The sequence below is a fragment of the Telluria mixta genome (assembly GCF_029223865.1).
In the GTDB taxonomy this organism is placed as follows: Bacteria; Pseudomonadota; Gammaproteobacteria; order Burkholderiales; family Burkholderiaceae_D; genus Telluria; species Telluria mixta.
This window is the reverse complement of the sequence record NZ_CP119520.1, coordinates 4,834,702-4,852,593: the sequence shown is the minus strand read 5'-3', so window position 1 is coordinate 4,852,593 and position 17,892 is coordinate 4,834,702. Positions and strand designations below refer to the sequence as shown.

Below are 17,892 nucleotides of genomic sequence, written 5' to 3'. Positions count from 1 at the left end.
CCTCAGCTGAACAGGCGCAGCGCGCGCGTGGAACCGGCGGCGATGTCGGCCGCGTCCATCTCCTGGTAGAACTCGCGCACCTGGCCCGCGATCTCTTCCAGCGCCGCATCCGTCAGGGGCTGGTCGAAGTCGTCGACGATGGCGGCATCCAGGCGCTGCTCGAGGTCCTTCGCGCACGCGACCATCTTGCCGAAGCCGTCGCGGGCCGGGGCCACGCACGGCACGTCCAGCAGCAGCGTCAGGCGCGACGTCGTGTCGGCGCCCAGGGTGACGTTGGTCGACAGCGTGAACAAGGTGCCGCCGCCCTCCTCTTTGTCCAGCATGACGAACTTGCCGTCCGGGCGCACGTCGAACCCGGCGTTTTCCAGCGCGCCGATCAGGGTCGCCATCGCCCACGGCGCGCCTTTCGACGCGAGGTTCACGCCCAGTTGCGCATCGTGGCCGGCGACGAAGCGGTGCAAGGTCTTCGCTTCGCTCATCACTTCGATCATGTCCGGCACTTCCGGCTCGGCACCAATCTCGTCGGCCACGGCGCGCAGGCGCGTCACCATCTCGGAGTATTCCAGTTCGTTCAGCGCCGTCGTGCGCGTCGCCAGCTGGACGCCGGCCTGCAGCTTGGTGTACACGCCGCCATGCACGATCGGCTCCCAGTCGCCGTTCACGGCCAGGCCGACGAAGTGCACGGGCTTGTTGCCGACGCGGCGCAGTTTGAGGAGTGCAGGCAGGATGCGGTCGCCGCGCAGCGGGCCTTCGGAATTCAGCGGGATCAGGCAGTCGATCAGCGGGTCGACGAGGTTCTCGGCCAGTTGCGCGGGCGGCGTGTCCGGCTTCACGGCCGGCAGCTCGGCGACGGGGTCGAGGGCGGCGGCGGCAGCCGGCACCGGCGCGGCGGCGGGTGCGGCACCCGGCGCGGCGTGCTGGAACGGCTCGGCGACGATGCTCGGCTCGATCAGGACGTCGTGGTCGGGCGCGGGGGCGCCGTCCAGGATGGGCTCGTGGCGCTGGACGTGCGGTTCCGCGCGCTCGGGCGAGCCGCCCTTCATCAGCACGTCGTCGTGGTCGTGCGAGAACGCGCGCTCGACGCTCTTGCGGGCCTTGTACTCCTGCCACTTGTTGTAACTAATGACGCCGACGACGAAAACGCCGCCGGCCGCGATCAGGCTCATTTGAAAGTCTGTCATGCTGCTTGTGCCTCAGTAGCGAAATTCGCGGCGGACTCCATGTCCACCGCCACGATGCGCGACACGCCCTGCTCCTGCATCGTCACACCGATCAGTTGGTTGGCCATCTCCATCGCGATCTTGTTGTGCGAGATGAAGAGGAATTGGGTATGGTCCGACATGCGCTTCACCATGCGGCAGAAGCGCTCGGTATTGGCGTCGTCCAGCGGCGCGTCGACCTCGTCGAGGAGGCAGAATGGCGCCGGGTTCAGGCGGAACATCGAGAACACGAGCGCCGTCGCCGTCAGCGCCTTCTCGCCGCCGGACAGCAAATGGATCGTCGCGTTCTTCTTGCCGGGCGGCTGGGCCATCACCTGCACGCCCGAGTCGAGGATCTCGTCCCCGGTCATCACGAGCTTGGCCTGCCCGCCGCCGAACAGGATCGGGAACAGTTCCGAGAAATGCAGGTTGACGCGGTCGAAGGTGTCCTGCAGCAGGTCGCGCGATTCGCGGTCGATGCGCGAGATCGCGCCTTCCAGCGTGCTGATCGCCTCCAGCAGGTCGTTGTTCTGCGCATCGAGGAAGCGTTTCCTCTCCGTCGCCTGCGCCAGCTCTTCCACCGCCGCGAGGTTGACGGCACCGAGGGACGCGATGGCGTTCGTCAGGCGCGTGACCTCGCCCTGCAGGTACGCCGGCTTCAGCTCCGGATCGAGCTTTTCCGACAGCGCCGCCTCGTCGGCACCCGTGGCCGACAGGGCTTCCGCGAACTGTTCCTGGTTCAGGCGCGCGGCCTGTTCCTTCAGTTGCATCTCGGTGATGCGCTCGCGCTGCGGCTGCAGGCCGCGCTCCGCCGCCATGCGCGCTTCTTCCGCCGCGCGCAGCTGCTGCGTGAGCTGGTCCAGTTCGTGGCGCGCATCGGCCAGCGCCTTTTCCTGTTCCGTGCGGCGCGCCAGCAGGTCCTGCAAGCCTTCCGCCGCCGCGCCGGATTCCAGCGCTTCCAGTTCCAGCTTGCCGGCGCCGATGCTTTCCAGGACTTGCGCGGCCTGCTGGTTGGCCGTCGCGATCGTGCGGCGCAATTCCTCGATGCGCGTGCGCTGCGTCTTTTCCGCGAACACGGCTTCCTGCGCGGCGCGTTCCAGGTCGCGCAGGCGGTTGCGCGCTTCGGCCAGCACGCGTTCCTGTTCCTGGAACTCGACCTGGCCATCCTCGTGCGCGCCCTGCAGCTCGGCCAGTTCCATGTCCAGCTCTTCGAACTGCGCTTCCGCCTCGGCCTTCGCCTGTCGCTGCTCCGCTTCCTGCGCGGCGATCTCGTCGAGGTCCGCCGCGATCTGGCCACTGCGCTGGTTGAAGCGCGACTCGACCTCGGCCTGTTTCACCACGTCGATCTGCAGCGCATGCACTTCGCGCTGCAAGGTGGCGACCTTCTGGCGGCCTTCCTGCAGGCGGCGCTGCAGGTCGGACACGGCGGCGTCGGCGCGGGTCGCGCGCGTGCGGGCCTCGTCCAGCAGCAGGGCCTGCGCGCGCAACTGCTTGCCGATGTTGTCGATCTCGTGCTGGCGCGCGAGCACGCCGTCCTGCTCGGCGTCGGCCGCGTAGAAGCGCACGCTCGATGCCGTCACCATATGGCCCTGCGGCGTGACGAAGCAGCCGCCCTGCGGGAGCTTGCCGCGCTGCGCGAGCGCCGTGCCCGGATCGTCGGCCGCGTACACGCCGGTCAGCCAGTCGTCCAGCAGGCCGCGCAGGCCCGGGTCGTTCAGCTTGAGGAGGCTCGCGAAGGGTTTTAATCCATGATGATCCTGCGCACCCGCGCTGCCCGGCGCCGGCGAATACAGCGCCAGCCGGGCCGGCGGCGCATCGCCGAAGAAACCGCGCGCCCAGTCGAGGTTCGACACTTCCAACGCGCCCGTGCGCTCGCGCAGCACGGATTCCAGCGCCGTTTCCCAGCCCGTCTCGATATCCAGCTTCTGCCACAGGCGCGGCAGTTTATCCAGTTCGTGCTTCTGCAGCCACGGCTGCACCTTGCCCTGCGTCTGCACGCGCTCCTGCAGCTGGCGCAGCGCCGTGAGCCGCGCTTCCAGCTTGGCGTTGGACGCCGTCTCCTGCTGGACCTGCGCATGCGCCTCGCGCCGCTCCTGCTCGACGGCTTCCTGGCGGCTCGCCGCCTCTTCCAGCATCAGGTTCTGTTCTTCCAGCTGCAGCTGCTTTTCTTCCAGCTGCATGCGCAGGTTGTCGAGGTGGCCGGCGTCCGGCAGATTGAGTCCGCCGCGTTCCTGCTGCAGGCGCTCGCGCCGCGTGGCCAGGCTCGCGAGGATGTTCGACGCGTTGCGCTGGTGCGCGGACGACAGCTCGATGCGCTGCTGGATCTGCATGATGCGCGCGCGCGACTCCGTCGACTTGTTCTGCGCCTCGCGCCACGCCGCTTCCAGGTCCGGCAGGCGCTCGTTCTGCACCTCCGCCGCGATCTGCGCGCCTTCCACGCGCGCGGCCAGTTCCTCGAGGCGGAACTCGGCTTCCTCGATCTGCTCCTGCGTCTCGTTGGCCTGGTTCAGCCATTGCTCGCGCTGGGCCGTGAGCGTCCCGATCTGGTTCTGCAGGCGGGTGCGCGACTCGACGACGAACTTGATCTGCGCTTCCAGGCTGCCGATCTCGGAATTGGTCTGGTACAGCGCGCCCTGCGCGACGTGCAGGCGGTCGCCCGTCTCGTAGTGCGCCTGGCGCATGCGCTCGAGGTCCAGTTCCAGGTTGCGCAGCCTGGCATTCTGTTCTTCCAGCCCGGTCTGCGCCTGCTCCATCTCCTGGAACCAGCGCAGCTGCTCGGCCTTGGCCTCGTTGCGGCGCAGGAGCCACAGCAGCTTCTGCTTCTCTTCCTGGTCGGCCTGCAGCTGGTGGAAGCGGTTGGCGACGGCGGCCTGCGCTTCCAGCTTTTCCAGGTTGGCGTTCAGCTCGCGCAGGATGTCTTCGACGCGCAGCAGGTTCTCGCGCGTGTCCGACAGCCGGTTTTCCGTCTCGCGGCGGCGCTCCTTGTATTTCGAGACCCCGGCCGCTTCTTCGAGGAAGACGCGCAGCTCTTCCGGACGCGATTCGATGATGCGCGAAATCATGCCCTGGCCGATGATGGCGTAGGCGCGTGGCCCCAGGCCCGTGCCGAGGAAGATGTCCTGGATGTCGCGCCGGCGCACGGGCTGGCCGTTGATGTAATAGGTCGACGTGCCGTCGCGCGTGAGCGTGCGCTTGACGGCGATCTCGGCGTACTGGCTCCACTGCCCGGCCGCCTTGCCCGCGCTGTTGTCGAACACGAGTTCGACGGACGCGCGCCCGGCCGGCTTGCGGTTGGTGGACCCGTTGAAGATCACGTCCTGCATCGACTCGCCGCGCAGCTCGGACGCTTTCGATTCGCCCAGCACCCACCGTACGGCATCGATGATGTTCGATTTGCCGCATCCGTTCGGGCCGACCACGCCGACCAGTTGCCCCGGCACCTGGAAATTGGTGGGATCGACGAAAGACTTAAATCCCGACAATTTGATGGAGGATAGACGCACGTTCGCTTACGGTATGGGGAGAAGTCGATAAAGGCTGCATCATACCATCTGCGCCTTGCTTTTCGGCCAAGTTTTAGCCGTCGCGCGCGCGGGGTCAGGTACAGAGGATGCTGAATCGTACGCGGGCCGGCGCGCATGGCGGGACGTACGGCCCCTGCGCCGGCTGCCAGTCGTTACGCAGGTAGACCCGGTCGCGCCCGGACAGTTTCAGCGCGGCGGCCGTCAGCCACTGGTGGGAATATGCGGGATCGGCGCGCGGCAGCAGGATCGTCGCCGCGAGCAGGCCCAGCAGCAGCGGCTGCGGCGAGCAGTCCTGCGCGGCCCTGGCACGCGCGAGGAACAGCGCGGCCGCGCCCAGGCCGAGTACGCAGCCGGACAGCGCTTCGCTGGCGGAATGGGCGCCGACCTGCACCCGCGCCAGCGCGACCGCCACCGCGAGCAGGCTGCCGGCCGCCACCGAGCCCCGGCGCAGGCGCGGCGAACCGCGCTCCACCAGCAGGAACAAGGCAACGGGAAACACGGCCGCAGCCCGCGCCGCATGGCCGGAAAAGCCCGTGAACGACAGCGAACGGATGCCGATGCCCCAACCGATGAATGCGACCTGGCTCGCGGCCGCCACGAGCAGCGCGCCGCCGAACACGCCGCACCAGACGAGCGCCAGGCGCCAGCAACGCGCACCGACGAGCCAGGCCGCCACGCCGACGGCGAGCAGCGCCGTGACGTTGAGGCCGCCCAGCGCCGAGAGATGGGACCACCAGAGCATGTTTTGGGGATGAGGAACCGGGACGGCTCGACTATAACCCGGCAGCCGGATGCGTACCAACACGGACGGGCGCCGCGATCGATGCGTCGTTGACGGCGCCCTGCGCCATCGCGTCGGACAGCACCTGCCCCACGACGCCGTCGATGGCGAGCACGCGCACGCTGCCGTCGCTCAGGGCCGCGGCCAGCTTGTCGGCCGGCAGCGAGAACGCTTCGCGCCGCCCCGCCCCGGAAAAGATGAACAACGTGCGCAGCGGACTGACCCACGCCAGCTTGACCTTGCGCGCGCCTTCGACCACGCGGAATTCGAGCCACATGCCGCGCTCCAGGCCGTCGACGGCGGACACCTCGGCCGCGCGCGCCGCCGCCTGTTCCACCGCCGCGTTTTCCATCTCAACCTTGCGCAAGGCGTCTTGCTGGGCGGCCTGCGCAGCCAGTTCCAGCTGGCGTTCGGGCGACAGCTCGATGGGCGCGCGCACGATGGCGGCATGGTATTCGGCCAGGCGGGCAAAGAATTGCAGGCGCTCGGCATCCTGCCATTTGATCGCATCCAGCCATTTGTTCAGCGTCTGGAGCAGACGCGGCAGCCGGGCGATCAGGGCCTTGCGCTGTTCCGGCGTGGCCTTCGGCTTGACGCTCCAGATCAGGTCGTCCATGGCGCGGGTGGCGTTGTCGACGGCGCCTGGGCGCGCATCCTCAATCGTCCAGGCGAAGGTCAGCACGGTCGTCCAGCGCTGTTCGAGAAAGCCGCCGACGACCTCGCCGACGTCGCCGGCGTTCACACGCAGCGCGACGGCGTCACGCGCCTGGCGCGCTGCGACCTCGTGCTTTTCCCGCTTCAGCGCGCTGGCGACGGGCGCGGCGAGCACGGCTTCCTGCGCCGTCTCGTCGGCCGCGATGCCCGCTTCCAGCTCCGCGACGGCGCTGGCGAATGCCTCCGGTTGCGCCGCGCCGACGCGCTCGACACTGCGCCGCATCGTCTGGAACAGCGGGTCGTCGGCATCCTCTCTCTGCTCCCAGCCGACGCGCGACATCAGGTCGACGAGGCGGCGGGCCGGATGGTCTTGCTCGAAGAAAAAATTCTTGTCGAGCAGGGCCACCTTCAGCACAGGCACCTGCAACAGTTGCAGCAGTTCGCGCGTGCGCGGTGGGATACTGTCGTCCAGCAAAACGGTCTCGAACACGCGCGACAACAGGTCCAGCGTACGTTCGTCGCGGCGCGGCAGGCTGCCCTGGGGCAGGCTCTGCTTCAGGCGCGGCAGGTAGAACACGTTGTGCGGCGCGGCGGCGGCCGCCGGCCCTTCCGCGAGCGCCGGTTCGATGCGCGCCAGCAGGTCCAGCAGCGGCGCCGTGCCGCCGAGCTGGGCCAGCGTGCCTTGCACGGCGGCCGACCAGCCGGGATGGGCAGCGGATTGAGCAACTGCTGCGGACGGGGCCGCGAAGCCCGCTGCAGCAGGTTGCGCGGCCTGCTCCTTGACCGGCGTGGCCGCAAACGCACCCGCCCCGCTGGGCCGCCAGCCGCCGCCGCTGGACGGCAAAGTGGGCAGATCGGGAATCAGCGGGACGCCATCCTCGCCGCCGTCGTCGCCGAACAGCTTGCGCAGTTGTTCGGCAAGCGCAGCGCGCTGGCCGGCGCGGGCCGCCTTCGCGGCGGCGCCGTCATCCGTCTTCTGGATACGGTAAGCGTCGACGGAACCCGGCTGCCCCTCCTTCCGCAACGCGGCCACGAGGGCGTCGAACAGCGGGGCGAAGTCGAACACGATGTCCGGCCGCAGCAGGGGCTGGATGAGGCCGTGGGCATCCGTTTCCGGCTCGAACTCGCGCCACGCCTCGTCGATGGCCCCGAGGAAGACGTCGGGGCGAAAGGGATTGCTGTCGGCACGCAGCACGCCGCGCCCAAGCAGCATGCCGAGGCGGACGGCCAGCGTGGCGAGCTGGTCGGCGTATCGGATCTCGAAGGGACGGGCCAGGGCACCCAGTGCGAGGCGGGTGTCGATTTCTTCCAGCGGCACGAGGTCGAGGGACGCCGCCATGCGGGCCGGCGCGGCCTGCGGCGCCAGGCGGTCGAGTTCGCGGCGGACCGCCAGGCCGATCGCGCTGGAGGCCAGGTGGAAGAAGGCATACGCATTGTCCTTCAGCAGGCGGGCCGCCTTCACGCGCCGCTGGACGTCCTGCGGGTCGCCGGCGTGGCGGGTCAGATCGGCCAGCGCGGCGGCCATGCGTCCCGTCATCGCGGTCAGCTGTTCCTTGACATGGGTGTCCGCGATACCGGCGAGCGCATCCAGCGTCGCCTGCTGCGACGACGCGGCCTTGCGTGCGGCCGGAGTCTGGACGGGACTGGAAGACATGGTAGCTCTATTTTGGCACATAATTTCCAAGTGGCAATAGAAATCGATGCGCCGGCGCTACATCAACGAAAATGCATATGCTATTGACGAGCCAAATAGTCGACGTAAAACACTATGTTGCGTCGCAAGATTCGGTTGCCAGCGAATAAGAATATGCGAATTGCGTGTTTGCGTAGAAAATTATTGCTAGCTAAATGCATGCAGTCCTACAAACGCTCAAGAGATGATCCGATACCCGTTCAATTGCCGCGCTCGCATCATTGCACTACCGAAATCGCTTCGGTAAGCAGAACATCTCCACTATTGAAAGGAATGATCATGGCTTCGAACAAGAATTCTTCGCGCTCGGGTAACCAGGGCGGCTCCCACGAGCAACACGTCAAGGCTGGCCAGCAAAGCCACAAGAACGACGGCAACAAGCAGTCGGGCTCCGGTTCGGGCTCGCGTTCGGGCGACTCGGGCGGCACCCGCGGCGGCACCCCGGAGCAGCATGCCGAGGCTGGCCGTCAGAGCCACAAGAACGACAAGAAGCGCTGATCGCAGCGCTTTTCGGAAGGTCGAAAGAGCCTGGCGCGGGACGACCGCGACAGGCTCTTTGTCTATCAGATGTTGCGCAGGTACGAGCCCTTCGGCGGCGCGAAATCGCGCACGTCGTCGATCATGCCCGCCGCCTTCGCATCGCGCGCGTTCAGGTGCAGGTCGCCGTACTGGTGGATGCCCCACTGCTCGGGCGTCAGCTCGATGTGCTTGCGCAGGATGGATTCCGTGCGCGCATCGTCGGCGCGCAGGCCCTCGACGATGATGTTGAGCGCATCCGGACGCGAGCCGGGCGAGGCCGTCGCGTGCGACTTGTGGATCATGAAGCGCGCCGTCTCGCTCGCATAGCGCTGCTTACCCGACAGGAACAGGATCACCGCGATCGACGCGACGGCGCCGCCGTTGTACATGATGCAGTTGACGGGGGCATTGGCCAGGAAGTTGTACAGGCACAGGCCGTCGCTCACATACCCGCCGTTCGATTGCAGGAGCATGTGCGCGGTCTCGACGCCGTCGTCGTTCATGCCGGCCACCGCCTCGAAGACGCGATGCACCATGTCGCTGTTCACGTCGCCGGACAGGGTGAAGTACCCTTCCTTCTGTTTTGCTTGATCTTCGCTCATAGTGGGTCTCTTCTGTCACAAGGGTCGTAAGGCAAGTGTAACAAAACACGTCCGCAGGCCGATGATGCCCCATGGCAATCGTGTGCACCCTCCCCCGCTGGATTGACTTCCCGTCACCACTGACATAGACTTCGCAGTCTTGACCGGGAGAGCGCAGCGCAGGCTGCCGCCGAAGGGGCATTACCCAAAAACTCTCAGGCAACCGGACCGGTCAGGGGCTGCTGCGCAACGCGCGGTGGACCAACTCTGGAGAGCGGCCTTTTGGCCCACCGAAGGGGCAGGCGGAGCAGGCAATACAATGCGCCGCTATCTCTCAGGTACCGAGGACAGAGGGGTGCGAGAGCATGCGGACATCCGCGTGCGCGACCCCATTTTCTGCCGAGGAACCATCCATGACGCTCAAAGCGACCCCGCTCAATTCCGTACACCGTGCCGCTGGCGCCAAGATGGTCGACTTCGGCGGCTGGGACATGCCCGTCAACTACGGCTCCCAGATCGAAGAACACAATGCGGTACGCAGCGATGCCGGCATGTTCGACGTGTCCCACATGTGCGTCGTGGACCTGAAAGGCGCGAACGTGCGCGCTTTCCTCCGCGGCCTGCTGGCCAATAACGTCGACAAGCTGCAGGCGCCGGGCAAGGCCCTGTACTCGTGCATGCTCAATCCGCAGGGCGGCGTCATCGACGACCTGATCGTCTACTACTTCGCCGAAGACTGGTTCCGCCTCGTCGTCAACGCCGGCACGGCCGAGAAGGACATCGCCTGGATCCGCCAGCAGAACGACGCCACCGCCAGCGGCCTGTCGATCACCCCACGCCGCGCCGACCTGAGCGATGACGGCATCGCCCTCGTCGCCGTGCAGGGCCCGAACGCCCGCGCGAAAGTGTGGCAGGTCGTGCCGCAGACGCAAAGCGCCTCGGAAGGCCTGAAGCCCTTCAACGCCGTGATCGTGCACGACACCCCGTTCGGCGAACTGATGGTCGCCCGCACCGGCTACACGGGCGAGGACGGCTTCGAGATCGGCGTGCCGGCCAGCCAGGTCGAGGCGCTGTGGAACGCCCTCGCCGCCGCGGGCGTCAAGCCGGCCGGCCTCGGTGCGCGCGACACTCTGCGCCTGGAAGCGGGCATGAACCTGTACGGCCAGGACATGGACGACAATGTCTCGCCGCTGGACGCCGGCCTCGCGTGGACCGTCGACCTCGTCGCGGAACGCGACTTCATCGGCAAAGCCGCCCTCCAACAGAACGGCCAGAAGCAGAACTTCGTCGGCCTGATCCTGCGCGAAAAAGGCGGCATCCTGCGCGCGCACCAGAAGGTCGTGGCCGCATCGGGCAATGCCGGCGAAATCACGAGCGGCACGTTCAGCCCGTCGATGCAGCAGGCGATCGCGCTGGCACGCGTGCCGGTCGACGTCGCGATCGGCGACACGGTCCACGTCGAAATCCGCGACAAGAAACTGGCGGCATCCGTCGTCAAACTGCCGTTCGTGCGTAACGGCAAGATCCTCGCTTCCTGAACAAACAACACTATACTTACCGCACCATCCATCACTACGGAGTTACGCACATGAACATCCCAGCCGACCTGAAGTACACCGAGTCCCACGAGTGGGTCCGCCAGGAGGCCGACGGCACCCTGACCGTGGGCATCACCGAATATGCGCAGGACGCCCTGGGCGACATCGTGTTCGTCGAACTGCCGCAGGTCGGCAAGGCTTTCACGGCTGGCGATGACGCCGCCGTCGTGGAGTCCGTCAAGGCCGCCAGCGACATCTACGCCCCGGTCTCGGGCACCGTCACCGCGGTGAACCAGGCCACGGCCGACTCGCCGGACTCGATCAACGCGAACGCCTACGATGCGTGGCTGTTCAAGCTGCAGCCGTCGGATCCGGCCGCCGTCAACGGCCTGCTCGACGCGGCTGCATACGGCAAGGCCACCGAAGGTTAATTGCATTTCCTGTCGTTCCCGCGAAAGCGGGAACCCATACTGAGCCAACTTCGGCCACTCTGCATGGATTCCCGCTTGTGCGGGAATGACGGTGCCGATTCTTTCATTTCGTCTCCCATCATGACCCGCACCAGCCTGACCCAACTCGAAGCACGCGATGGCTTCATCCCGCGCCACATCGGCCCGTCCGCATCCGAACAGGCGGCCATGCTGTCCGCCCTCGGCTACGCCTCGCGCGCCGAGCTGATAGACGCCGTCGTTCCCGCCAACATCCGCCGCAAGGACAAGCTGGACCTGGGCCAGTTCTTCGAGCCGCTGCCCGAGCAGGCCGCACTCGCGAAGCTGAAAGGCATCGCGGCGCAGAACAAGGTCATGAAGTCGCTGATCGGCCAGGGCTACTACGGCACCCACACGCCGCCCGTCATCCTGCGCAACATCTTCGAAAACCCGGCCTGGTACACCGCGTACACGCCGTACCAGCCGGAGATCTCGCAGGGCCGCCTGGAAGCCATCCTGAACTTCCAGCAGGTCATCACCGACCTGACCGGCATGGGCATCGCCAACGCGTCGATGCTGGACGAAGGCACGGCCGCCGCCGAAGCGATGACGCTGATCCAGCGCGTCGGCAAGTCGCAATCGAAAGTGTTCTACGTCGCCGACGACGTGCTGCCGCAGACGCTGGAAGTCGTGCAGACCCGTGCGCTGCCGATCGGCGTCGAAGTGCGCACCGTCGCCGCCGCCGACATCGAGAACCTCACCGAATCCTGCTTCGGCGTCCTGCTGCAATACCCGGGCGTAAACGGCGACGTGCGCGACTACCGCGCGGCCGTCGAAAAGCTGCATGCCGCCGGCGCGATGGTCGTCGTCGCGGCCGACCTGCTGGCGCTGACCGTCCTCACGCCGCCGGGCGAATGGGGCGCCGACGTCGTCGTCGGCAACAGCCAGCGCTTCGGCGTGCCGCTCGGCTTCGGCGGCCCGCACGCGGGCTACCTGGCCACGCGCGACGAGTACAAGCGCAGCATGGCGGGCCGCCTGGCCGGCGTCACCATCGACGCCCAGGGCAACCCGGCCTTCCGCCTCGCGCTGCAGACGCGCGAACAGCACATCCGCCGCGAGAAAGCGACGTCGAACATCTGCACGGCACAGGTCCTGCTGGCCGTGATGGCGTCGATGTACGCCGTCTACCACGGCCCGAAGGGTCTGGAACAGATCGCGCGCCGCGTGCACCGCTACACGGGCATCCTCGCCACCGCGCTGAAGGGCCTCGGCTTCCAGCTGGCCAATGAATCGTATTTCGACACGCTGACGGTCATCGCCGACAACGCCGACGACATCCACCGCGTGGCGAATGACAACGGCGTCAACCTGCGCCGCATCGATGCGCGCCACGTCGGCATCTCGCTGGACGAGACGATCGGCCGCGACGACATCGCGCTGCTGGTGAAAATCTTCGGCGGCGCCGACGTCGACTTCGACACGCTGGACAAGGACGCAGCGGACGCGTACCCGGCCGCGCTGGCCCGCACGAGCGCGTACCTGACGCACCCGACGTTCAACCGTTACCATGCCGAGCACGAGATGCTGCGCTACCTGCGCGCACTGGCCGACAAGGACCTGGCCCTCGACCGCACGATGATCCCGCTGGGTTCGTGCACGATGAAGCTGAACGCGACGTCCGAGATGATCCCGGTGACGTGGCCGGAATTCTCGAACATCCACCCGTTCGCACCGGAAGACCAGACCGTCGGCTACCGCGAGATGATCGGCCAGCTGGAAGCGATGCTGTGCGCCGTGACGGGCTACGCCGGCGTGTCGCTGCAGCCGAACGCCGGTTCGCAGGGCGAGTACGCCGGCCTGCTGATCATCCAGAAGTACCACCAGTCGCGCGGCGAAGGCCACCGCAACATCTGCCTGATCCCGTCGTCGGCGCACGGCACCAACCCGGCGTCCGCCAACATGGTGGGCATGAAGGTGGTCGTGACCGCGTGCGACGCCAACGGCAACGTGGACCTCGCCGACCTGAAGAATAAGGCCGAGGAACACAGCGCCAACCTGGCGTGCGTGATGGTCACCTACCCGTCCACGCACGGCGTGTTCGAGGAAGGCATCAAGGAACTGTGCGAGATCGTGCACGCGCACGGCGGCCAGGTGTATGTCGACGGCGCCAACATGAACGCGCTGGTCGGCGTGGCCGGTCCGGGCCTGTTCGGCGGCGACGTGAGCCACCTGAACCTGCACAAGACCTTCTGCATTCCGCACGGCGGCGGCGGTCCTGGTGTCGGTCCGGTCGCGGTGGCCGAACACCTCGTGCCGTTCCTGCCGAACCAGGCATCGACGGGCTATCAACGTGACGAGCAGGGCATCGGTGCGGTCAGCTCGGCCGCGTACGGCTCCGCATCGATCCTGCCGATCTCGTGGATGTACATCGCGATGATGGGCGCGGAGGGTCTCACTGCCGCGACGGAAATGGCGATCCTGAACGCCAACTACATCGCGCGCCGCCTGGCCCCGCACTACCCGGTGCTGTACACGGGCCACGACGGCCTCGTCGCGCACGAGTGCATCATCGACCTGCGTCCGCTGCAGGATGCCACCGGCATCAGCAACGAAGACGTGGCCAAGCGCCTGATGGACTTCGGCTTCCACGCCCCGACCATGAGCTTCCCTGTGCCGGGTACGCTGATGATCGAGCCGACCGAGTCGGAAGCGAAGGCGGAACTGGACCGCTTCATCGAAGCGATGATCTGCATCCACGCGGAGATCGTGAAAGTGGAGCGCGGCGAGTACGACCGCATGGACAACCCGCTGAAGGGCGCGCCGCACACGGCGGAAGTCGTCACCGCGGACGACTGGCAGCACACCTATTCGCGCGAAGTGGCCGCCTTCCCGGTGCCGTCGCTGCGCAAGAAGAAGTACTGGCCGCCGGTCGGCCGCGCGGACAACGCGTATGGCGACCGTAACCTGTTCTGCGGTTGCGCGCCGATCGAAGACTACGAGTAAAGTAGTGTGGGCACGAGGTGCTCACCTACGAGCGATTCTTGCCCCGGCTGCTCGCCAGCCGGAGGTAAGGTCTGCCGGCCCTGCCCGGACGCAGCATATGCGTTCCCGGCGGGGCCGTTTCATTGGAGCCGTGCACGGCTTCGTCGAGCCGGAACACCGCCACCGTGCGCGCCAGGCCCAGGGCCTGCTGCTGCAGCGCGCGTGCGGCCAGCGCCGCTTCCTCCACCATGCGCGAACCCTGCTGCGTGAGCTCGTCCATGCGCACGATGGCCTGGCTGGCGCCGGCCAGCTCGCGCGCCCGTTCCGTGCCCGTGCTGCCGATGGTGTCGACGATCCCGGCCATGTCTTCCACGGCACCCGCCAGGCCCGCCATTGTCGCCCCTGCTTCGACCGCGCAGGCGCCGCCGTCGTCGAGCGCGGCCACGGTCTCGCGCGCGAGCGTGCGCGCCTCGCGTGCCGCGCGCTGGGCACGCCGGGCCAATGCACGCGCTTCGCGGCCACCGCCGTCGGCGTCGCCGGCGCGCGCCAGCGTATTCTCGATGGCCGCGCCGATGCGGTCCATGCGCACGGCCGCGCGCCGCACCTGTTCCATCGTCGTCACCAGCCGGTGCGCCAGCGCACCGCCCTCTTCCGCCGCCGTGCCCGCGCGCGCGGCGAGTTCCCCGGCGGCGTACGCGCCCGCGGCACTGTCGTCGAGCGCCGTTGCCAGCGCCTGCATCGACGCCGTCGTGCGGTCCAGCGCATCGCGCACGTGCGCGCGCGGCGGCATGCCGGCGCGGCCCAGCGTGATCTCGCGCGAGGCCTCGCCGATCGCGCGGGCCGATTCCAGCACGGTGCGCAACTGGCGGTTCAGGCCGCGGATGCCGGCGTCGAGCAGCCGCGCCGTCTGGCCGATCTCGTCGTCGGCGTACGAGCGGGCACGGATCGTCAGGTCGCCGCTGGCGAGGCCGTGGGCGGCCGCGCCGATCGCGCCGATATCGGCCAGCAGCGCGCGCCGCACCGCCATCGTGATCGCGAGCGAGGCGGCGATCGACAGGACGATCACCACCGGCATCAGCACGGCGATCAGGCGAAAATCGTCGGCCGCGTCGCGCGACGCCTGCTCGGACAGCGCCTGCTCGCGCCGCGACAACTCCGTCAGGCGCTGGCCGACGACGGCGAACGCGCGCTCCGCCTTGACCATCGCGTTGGCGCTGATCGACTGGTCGATGCGCGCGATCTCGATGACGTCGCGCACGGCCGGCACGTATTGCGCCCACGCGGCGCGGGCCTGTTCGACGTAGCGCTGTTCTTCCGGGCTGTCGGCCGTCAGGCGCGCCAGCTGGGCGAGGTCGCGCTCGACGGCACCGTGCCGGGCCTGCAGGTCGAGCGCGAGCGGGTCGATGCGGAAGCGGGGAAAGCTGCCGCTGATCCAGGTCAGGACCTGGTAGGCCTGGGCATGCGCACTACGGGCCGACGCGGACAGCTCCGCCGCCGCGCGCAGGTTCGCCGCGCGGCGCTGGACGATGCTGTCGAGCGACTCGTTCTGGCGTACCATCGCGTAATAGCTGCCGCAGGACAGCAGCACGAGCAGCAGCAGCACGACGCCGGGTGCCAGCAGCAGCTTGGGACCGATGCGCAGACGGGCCAGCATGTCAGGACGTCGTCCGATTGAACAGTTCGAGGGGAACAGTCTATTCATGGTCTCCTCCTGGGCTGGCAGTATTTCCGGCGTGCATTAAATGAATGTACGCCGACCGCGGGGTTGACCATTGTGTTGGGTCAAGCCTGCAAATGTGAGAGGAGAATGGATGAGACGTAAGAGTGTGGGCGCATTGCTGTCGGCCCTGGTGTTTCCCGGTGTGGGCCAGTACTACCTGGGACGGCGTACGCGCGCCCTGCTGTTCCTGGCGCCGGCCGCCATCGCCGCGATCCTGTATTTCAATTTTGCGCTGGACCAGGCGAACACCATGGTCGACCAGCTGATGAGTGGGAAGATCGCGGCCGATCCGGCGGCGATCGAGGCGCAACTGGCAAGCGCGCCGACGCCGGTCAGCGTGACGCTGGCCGGGATCGTGTTCGCCGTGTGTTACGTGGGGAGTATCGTGGAGGCGTTGATCGCCAGGCCGGAGGCGTGACGATCAACGTGTGCCGAACCTTTAATCCAGCTTGGCGGCGTGTTCGCGCGTCGCGTGGAACTGGAGCTTCGGCCAGCGTTCCTGCGTGAGGCGCAGGTTGACGCCGGACGTGGCGAGGTAGGCCAGGTTGCCCGCCGCATCGTAGGCGACGTTGTGCGCCAGTTGCGCTTCGAAGTCGGACAGCGACTTCTTGTCGTCGCTCGACACCCAGCGCGCGCTGCTGATGCTCGCGCCTTCGAACACGGCGTCGACGCCGTATTCGTTGAGCAGGCGGCTCGCCACGACCTCGAACTGCAGCACGCCGACCGCGCCAAGAATCAGGTCGCTGCCCATCACCGGCTTGAACACCTGCACGGCGCCCTCTTCGCCCAGCTGCTGCAGGCCTTTGTGGAGCTGCTTGGTCTTGAGCGGATTGCGGATGCGCACCGTGCGGAACAGCTCCGGCGCGAAGTACGGGATGCCGGTGAACGTCAGCATCTCGCCTTCCGAGAAGCTGTCGCCGATCTGCATGTTGCCGTGGTTCGGCAGGCCGATGATGTCGCCCGCGTAGGCCTCTTCGACCTGTTCGCGGCTCGACGCCATGAACGTCACGACGGACGACAGTTTGACTTCGCGGCCCAGGCGCAGGTGCTTGACCTTCATGCCCTTCTCGAACCGTCCCGAGCACACGCGCAGGAACGCGATGCGGTCGCGGTGGGCCGGGTCCATGTTGGCCTGGATCTTGAAGACGAAGCCGGAGAACGGCTGCTCGTCCGGACGCACGGGGCGCACGGTCGCATCGCGCTCGCGCGGCGCCGGGGCCCACTCGACGAGGGCCGACAGGATCTCGCGCACGCCGAAGTTGTTGATGGCGGAGCCGAAGAACACGGGGGTCTGCACGCCGGACAGGAAGCGCTCCAGGTCGAACGGGTGCGAGGCGCCGTGCACCAGCTCCACTTCCATCTTGAGCTGTTCCATCTCGAGCGGGAACATCTCGGTCAGGCGCGGGTTGTCGATGCCCTTGATGATCTCGTAGGCGCCGTCGGCCTTTTCCTCGCCGGCCTTGAACAGCATGACTTCGTCGTTCAGCAGGTGGTACACGCCGCGGAAGTTCTTGCCCATGCCGATCGGCCAGGTCACCGGCGCGCATTCGATCTTCAGCACCGATTCCACTTCGTCGAGCAGCTCGAGCGGGTCGCGGGTTTCGCGGTCGAGCTTGTTCATGAAGGTGACGATCGGGGTGTCGCGCATGCGGCAGACATCCAGCAGCTTGATCGTCTGTTCTTCCACGCCCTTGGCCGCGTCGATCACCATCAGCGCGGAGTCGACGGCCGTCAGCACGCGGTACGTGTCTTCCGAAAAGTCCTGGTGGCCCGGGGTGTCGAGCAGGTTGATAACGTGGTCGCGGAACTCGAACTGCATCACCGACGACGCGACCGAGATGCCGCGCTGCTTTTCGATGTCCATCCAGTCCGACGTCGCATGGCGGCCGCTCTTGCGGCCCTTGACGGTACCGGCCAGCTGGATCGCGCCCGAGAACAGCAGCAGCTTTTCGGTCAACGTCGTCTTGCCGGCGTCGGGGTGGGAAATGATGCCGAAGGTGCGGCGGCGCGCGACTTCGCGCGCGATCGTGGCAGCGGGCTTGCTGGTTACCGCAGCGTCTTGAATGTCGGTGGTGGTTGCGTCGATTTCGTTGGACATGGTCTCGCCGTTGGGGCGCTTGCAAAACTCTCGATTTTACCGGGTCCAGCGTACCTTGTGTGAACCAATTCCTGTCGCACCGGAAGCCCGCCGTGTAGGAGCAGTCGGGCGCGGGATGTGAAGAGCGGGAAGTTTAGCGGCCTCGACAGGCGTATGGATGTGGCCGAAAAAACAA

12 protein-coding genes and 2 riboswitches are annotated in these 17,892 nt (G+C 67.2%); of the genes, 5 read left to right on the top strand and 7 right to left on the bottom strand.

The features are described from left to right. Positions 1 to 2: 2 nt before the first annotated feature. From P0M04_RS21640 to P0M04_RS21625, 4 genes are all read right to left on the bottom strand, one after another. A complete protein-coding gene (locus P0M04_RS21640; protein ID WP_259447068.1) occupies positions 3 to 1,181 on the bottom strand; it encodes a cell division protein ZipA C-terminal FtsZ-binding domain-containing protein in 1,179 nt (392 codons plus the stop codon). After that, on the bottom strand, positions 1,178 to 4,702 hold the full coding sequence (gene smc / locus P0M04_RS21635; RefSeq protein ID WP_259447069.1) for a chromosome segregation protein SMC: 3,525 nt from the start codon (positions 4,700 to 4,702) through the stop codon (positions 1,178 to 1,180). The genes P0M04_RS21640 and smc overlap by 4 nt, the downstream gene beginning before the upstream one ends. Positions 4,703 to 4,796: 94 nt before the next feature. Then, the gene (locus tag P0M04_RS21630; protein WP_259447070.1) at positions 4,797 to 5,465 is read right to left on the bottom strand and encodes a phosphatase PAP2 family protein; all 669 of its coding nucleotides are present in this window, start codon (positions 5,463 to 5,465) and stop codon (positions 4,797 to 4,799) included. Between the two features lie 31 nt (positions 5,466 to 5,496). Next, positions 5,497 to 7,812 (bottom strand): DUF1631 family protein, encoded by a 2,316-nt coding sequence (locus tag P0M04_RS21625; protein WP_259447071.1) that lies wholly within the window; start codon positions 7,810 to 7,812, stop codon positions 5,497 to 5,499. A gap of 318 nt (positions 7,813 to 8,130) precedes the next feature. On the opposite strand from P0M04_RS21625, the gene P0M04_RS21620 reads away from it, so the two are divergent. Further along, positions 8,131 to 8,349: a hypothetical protein gene (locus tag P0M04_RS21620; protein ID WP_259447072.1), complete on the top strand. Its 219-nt coding sequence runs from the start codon at positions 8,131 to 8,133 to the stop codon at positions 8,347 to 8,349. Positions 8,350 to 8,414: 65 nt separating this feature from the next. On the opposite strand, the gene P0M04_RS21615 is transcribed toward P0M04_RS21620, so the two are convergent. Continuing rightward, positions 8,415 to 8,972, bottom strand: a complete 558-nt coding sequence (locus tag P0M04_RS21615) for an ATP-dependent Clp protease proteolytic subunit (RefSeq protein WP_259447073.1) — start codon at positions 8,970 to 8,972, stop codon at positions 8,415 to 8,417. Positions 8,973 to 9,106: 134 nt separating this feature from the next. After that, a riboswitch (glycine riboswitch) is annotated at positions 9,107 to 9,192 on the top strand. Between the two features lie 16 nt (positions 9,193 to 9,208). Next, positions 9,209 to 9,312, top strand: a riboswitch (glycine riboswitch). A gap of 52 nt (positions 9,313 to 9,364) precedes the next feature. On the opposite strand from P0M04_RS21615, the gene gcvT reads away from it, so the two are divergent. From gcvT to gcvP, 3 genes are all read left to right on the top strand, one after another. Then, positions 9,365 to 10,489, top strand: a complete 1,125-nt coding sequence (gcvT, locus tag P0M04_RS21610; RefSeq protein WP_259447074.1) for a glycine cleavage system aminomethyltransferase GcvT — start codon at positions 9,365 to 9,367, stop codon at positions 10,487 to 10,489. Positions 10,490 to 10,539: 50 nt separating this feature from the next. Then, the gene (gcvH, locus tag P0M04_RS21605; protein WP_259447075.1) at positions 10,540 to 10,920 is read left to right on the top strand and encodes a glycine cleavage system protein GcvH; all 381 of its coding nucleotides are present in this window, start codon (positions 10,540 to 10,542) and stop codon (positions 10,918 to 10,920) included. Between the two features lie 120 nt (positions 10,921 to 11,040). After that, entirely contained in the window at positions 11,041 to 13,920 is a 2,880-nt protein-coding gene (gene gcvP / locus P0M04_RS21600; protein ID WP_259447076.1) for an aminomethyl-transferring glycine dehydrogenase, read from the top strand. Between the two features lie 25 nt (positions 13,921 to 13,945). Here the strand turns inward: gcvP and P0M04_RS21595 are convergent, their stop codons facing one another. Next, entirely contained in the window at positions 13,946 to 15,553 is a 1,608-nt protein-coding gene (locus P0M04_RS21595) for an MCP four helix bundle domain-containing protein (protein WP_259447077.1), read from the bottom strand. A 157-nt stretch (positions 15,554 to 15,710) separates the two neighbouring features. Here P0M04_RS21595 and P0M04_RS21590 point away from each other — a divergent pair, with 157 nt between their 5' ends. After that, entirely contained in the window at positions 15,711 to 16,037 is a 327-nt protein-coding gene (locus P0M04_RS21590) for a hypothetical protein (RefSeq protein ID WP_259447078.1), read from the top strand. A 21-nt stretch (positions 16,038 to 16,058) separates the two neighbouring features. On the opposite strand, the gene P0M04_RS21585 is transcribed toward P0M04_RS21590, so the two are convergent. Then, a complete protein-coding gene (locus P0M04_RS21585; RefSeq protein ID WP_259447079.1) occupies positions 16,059 to 17,717 on the bottom strand; it encodes a peptide chain release factor 3 in 1,659 nt (552 codons plus the stop codon). Between the last annotated feature and the right edge of the window lie 175 nt (positions 17,718 to 17,892).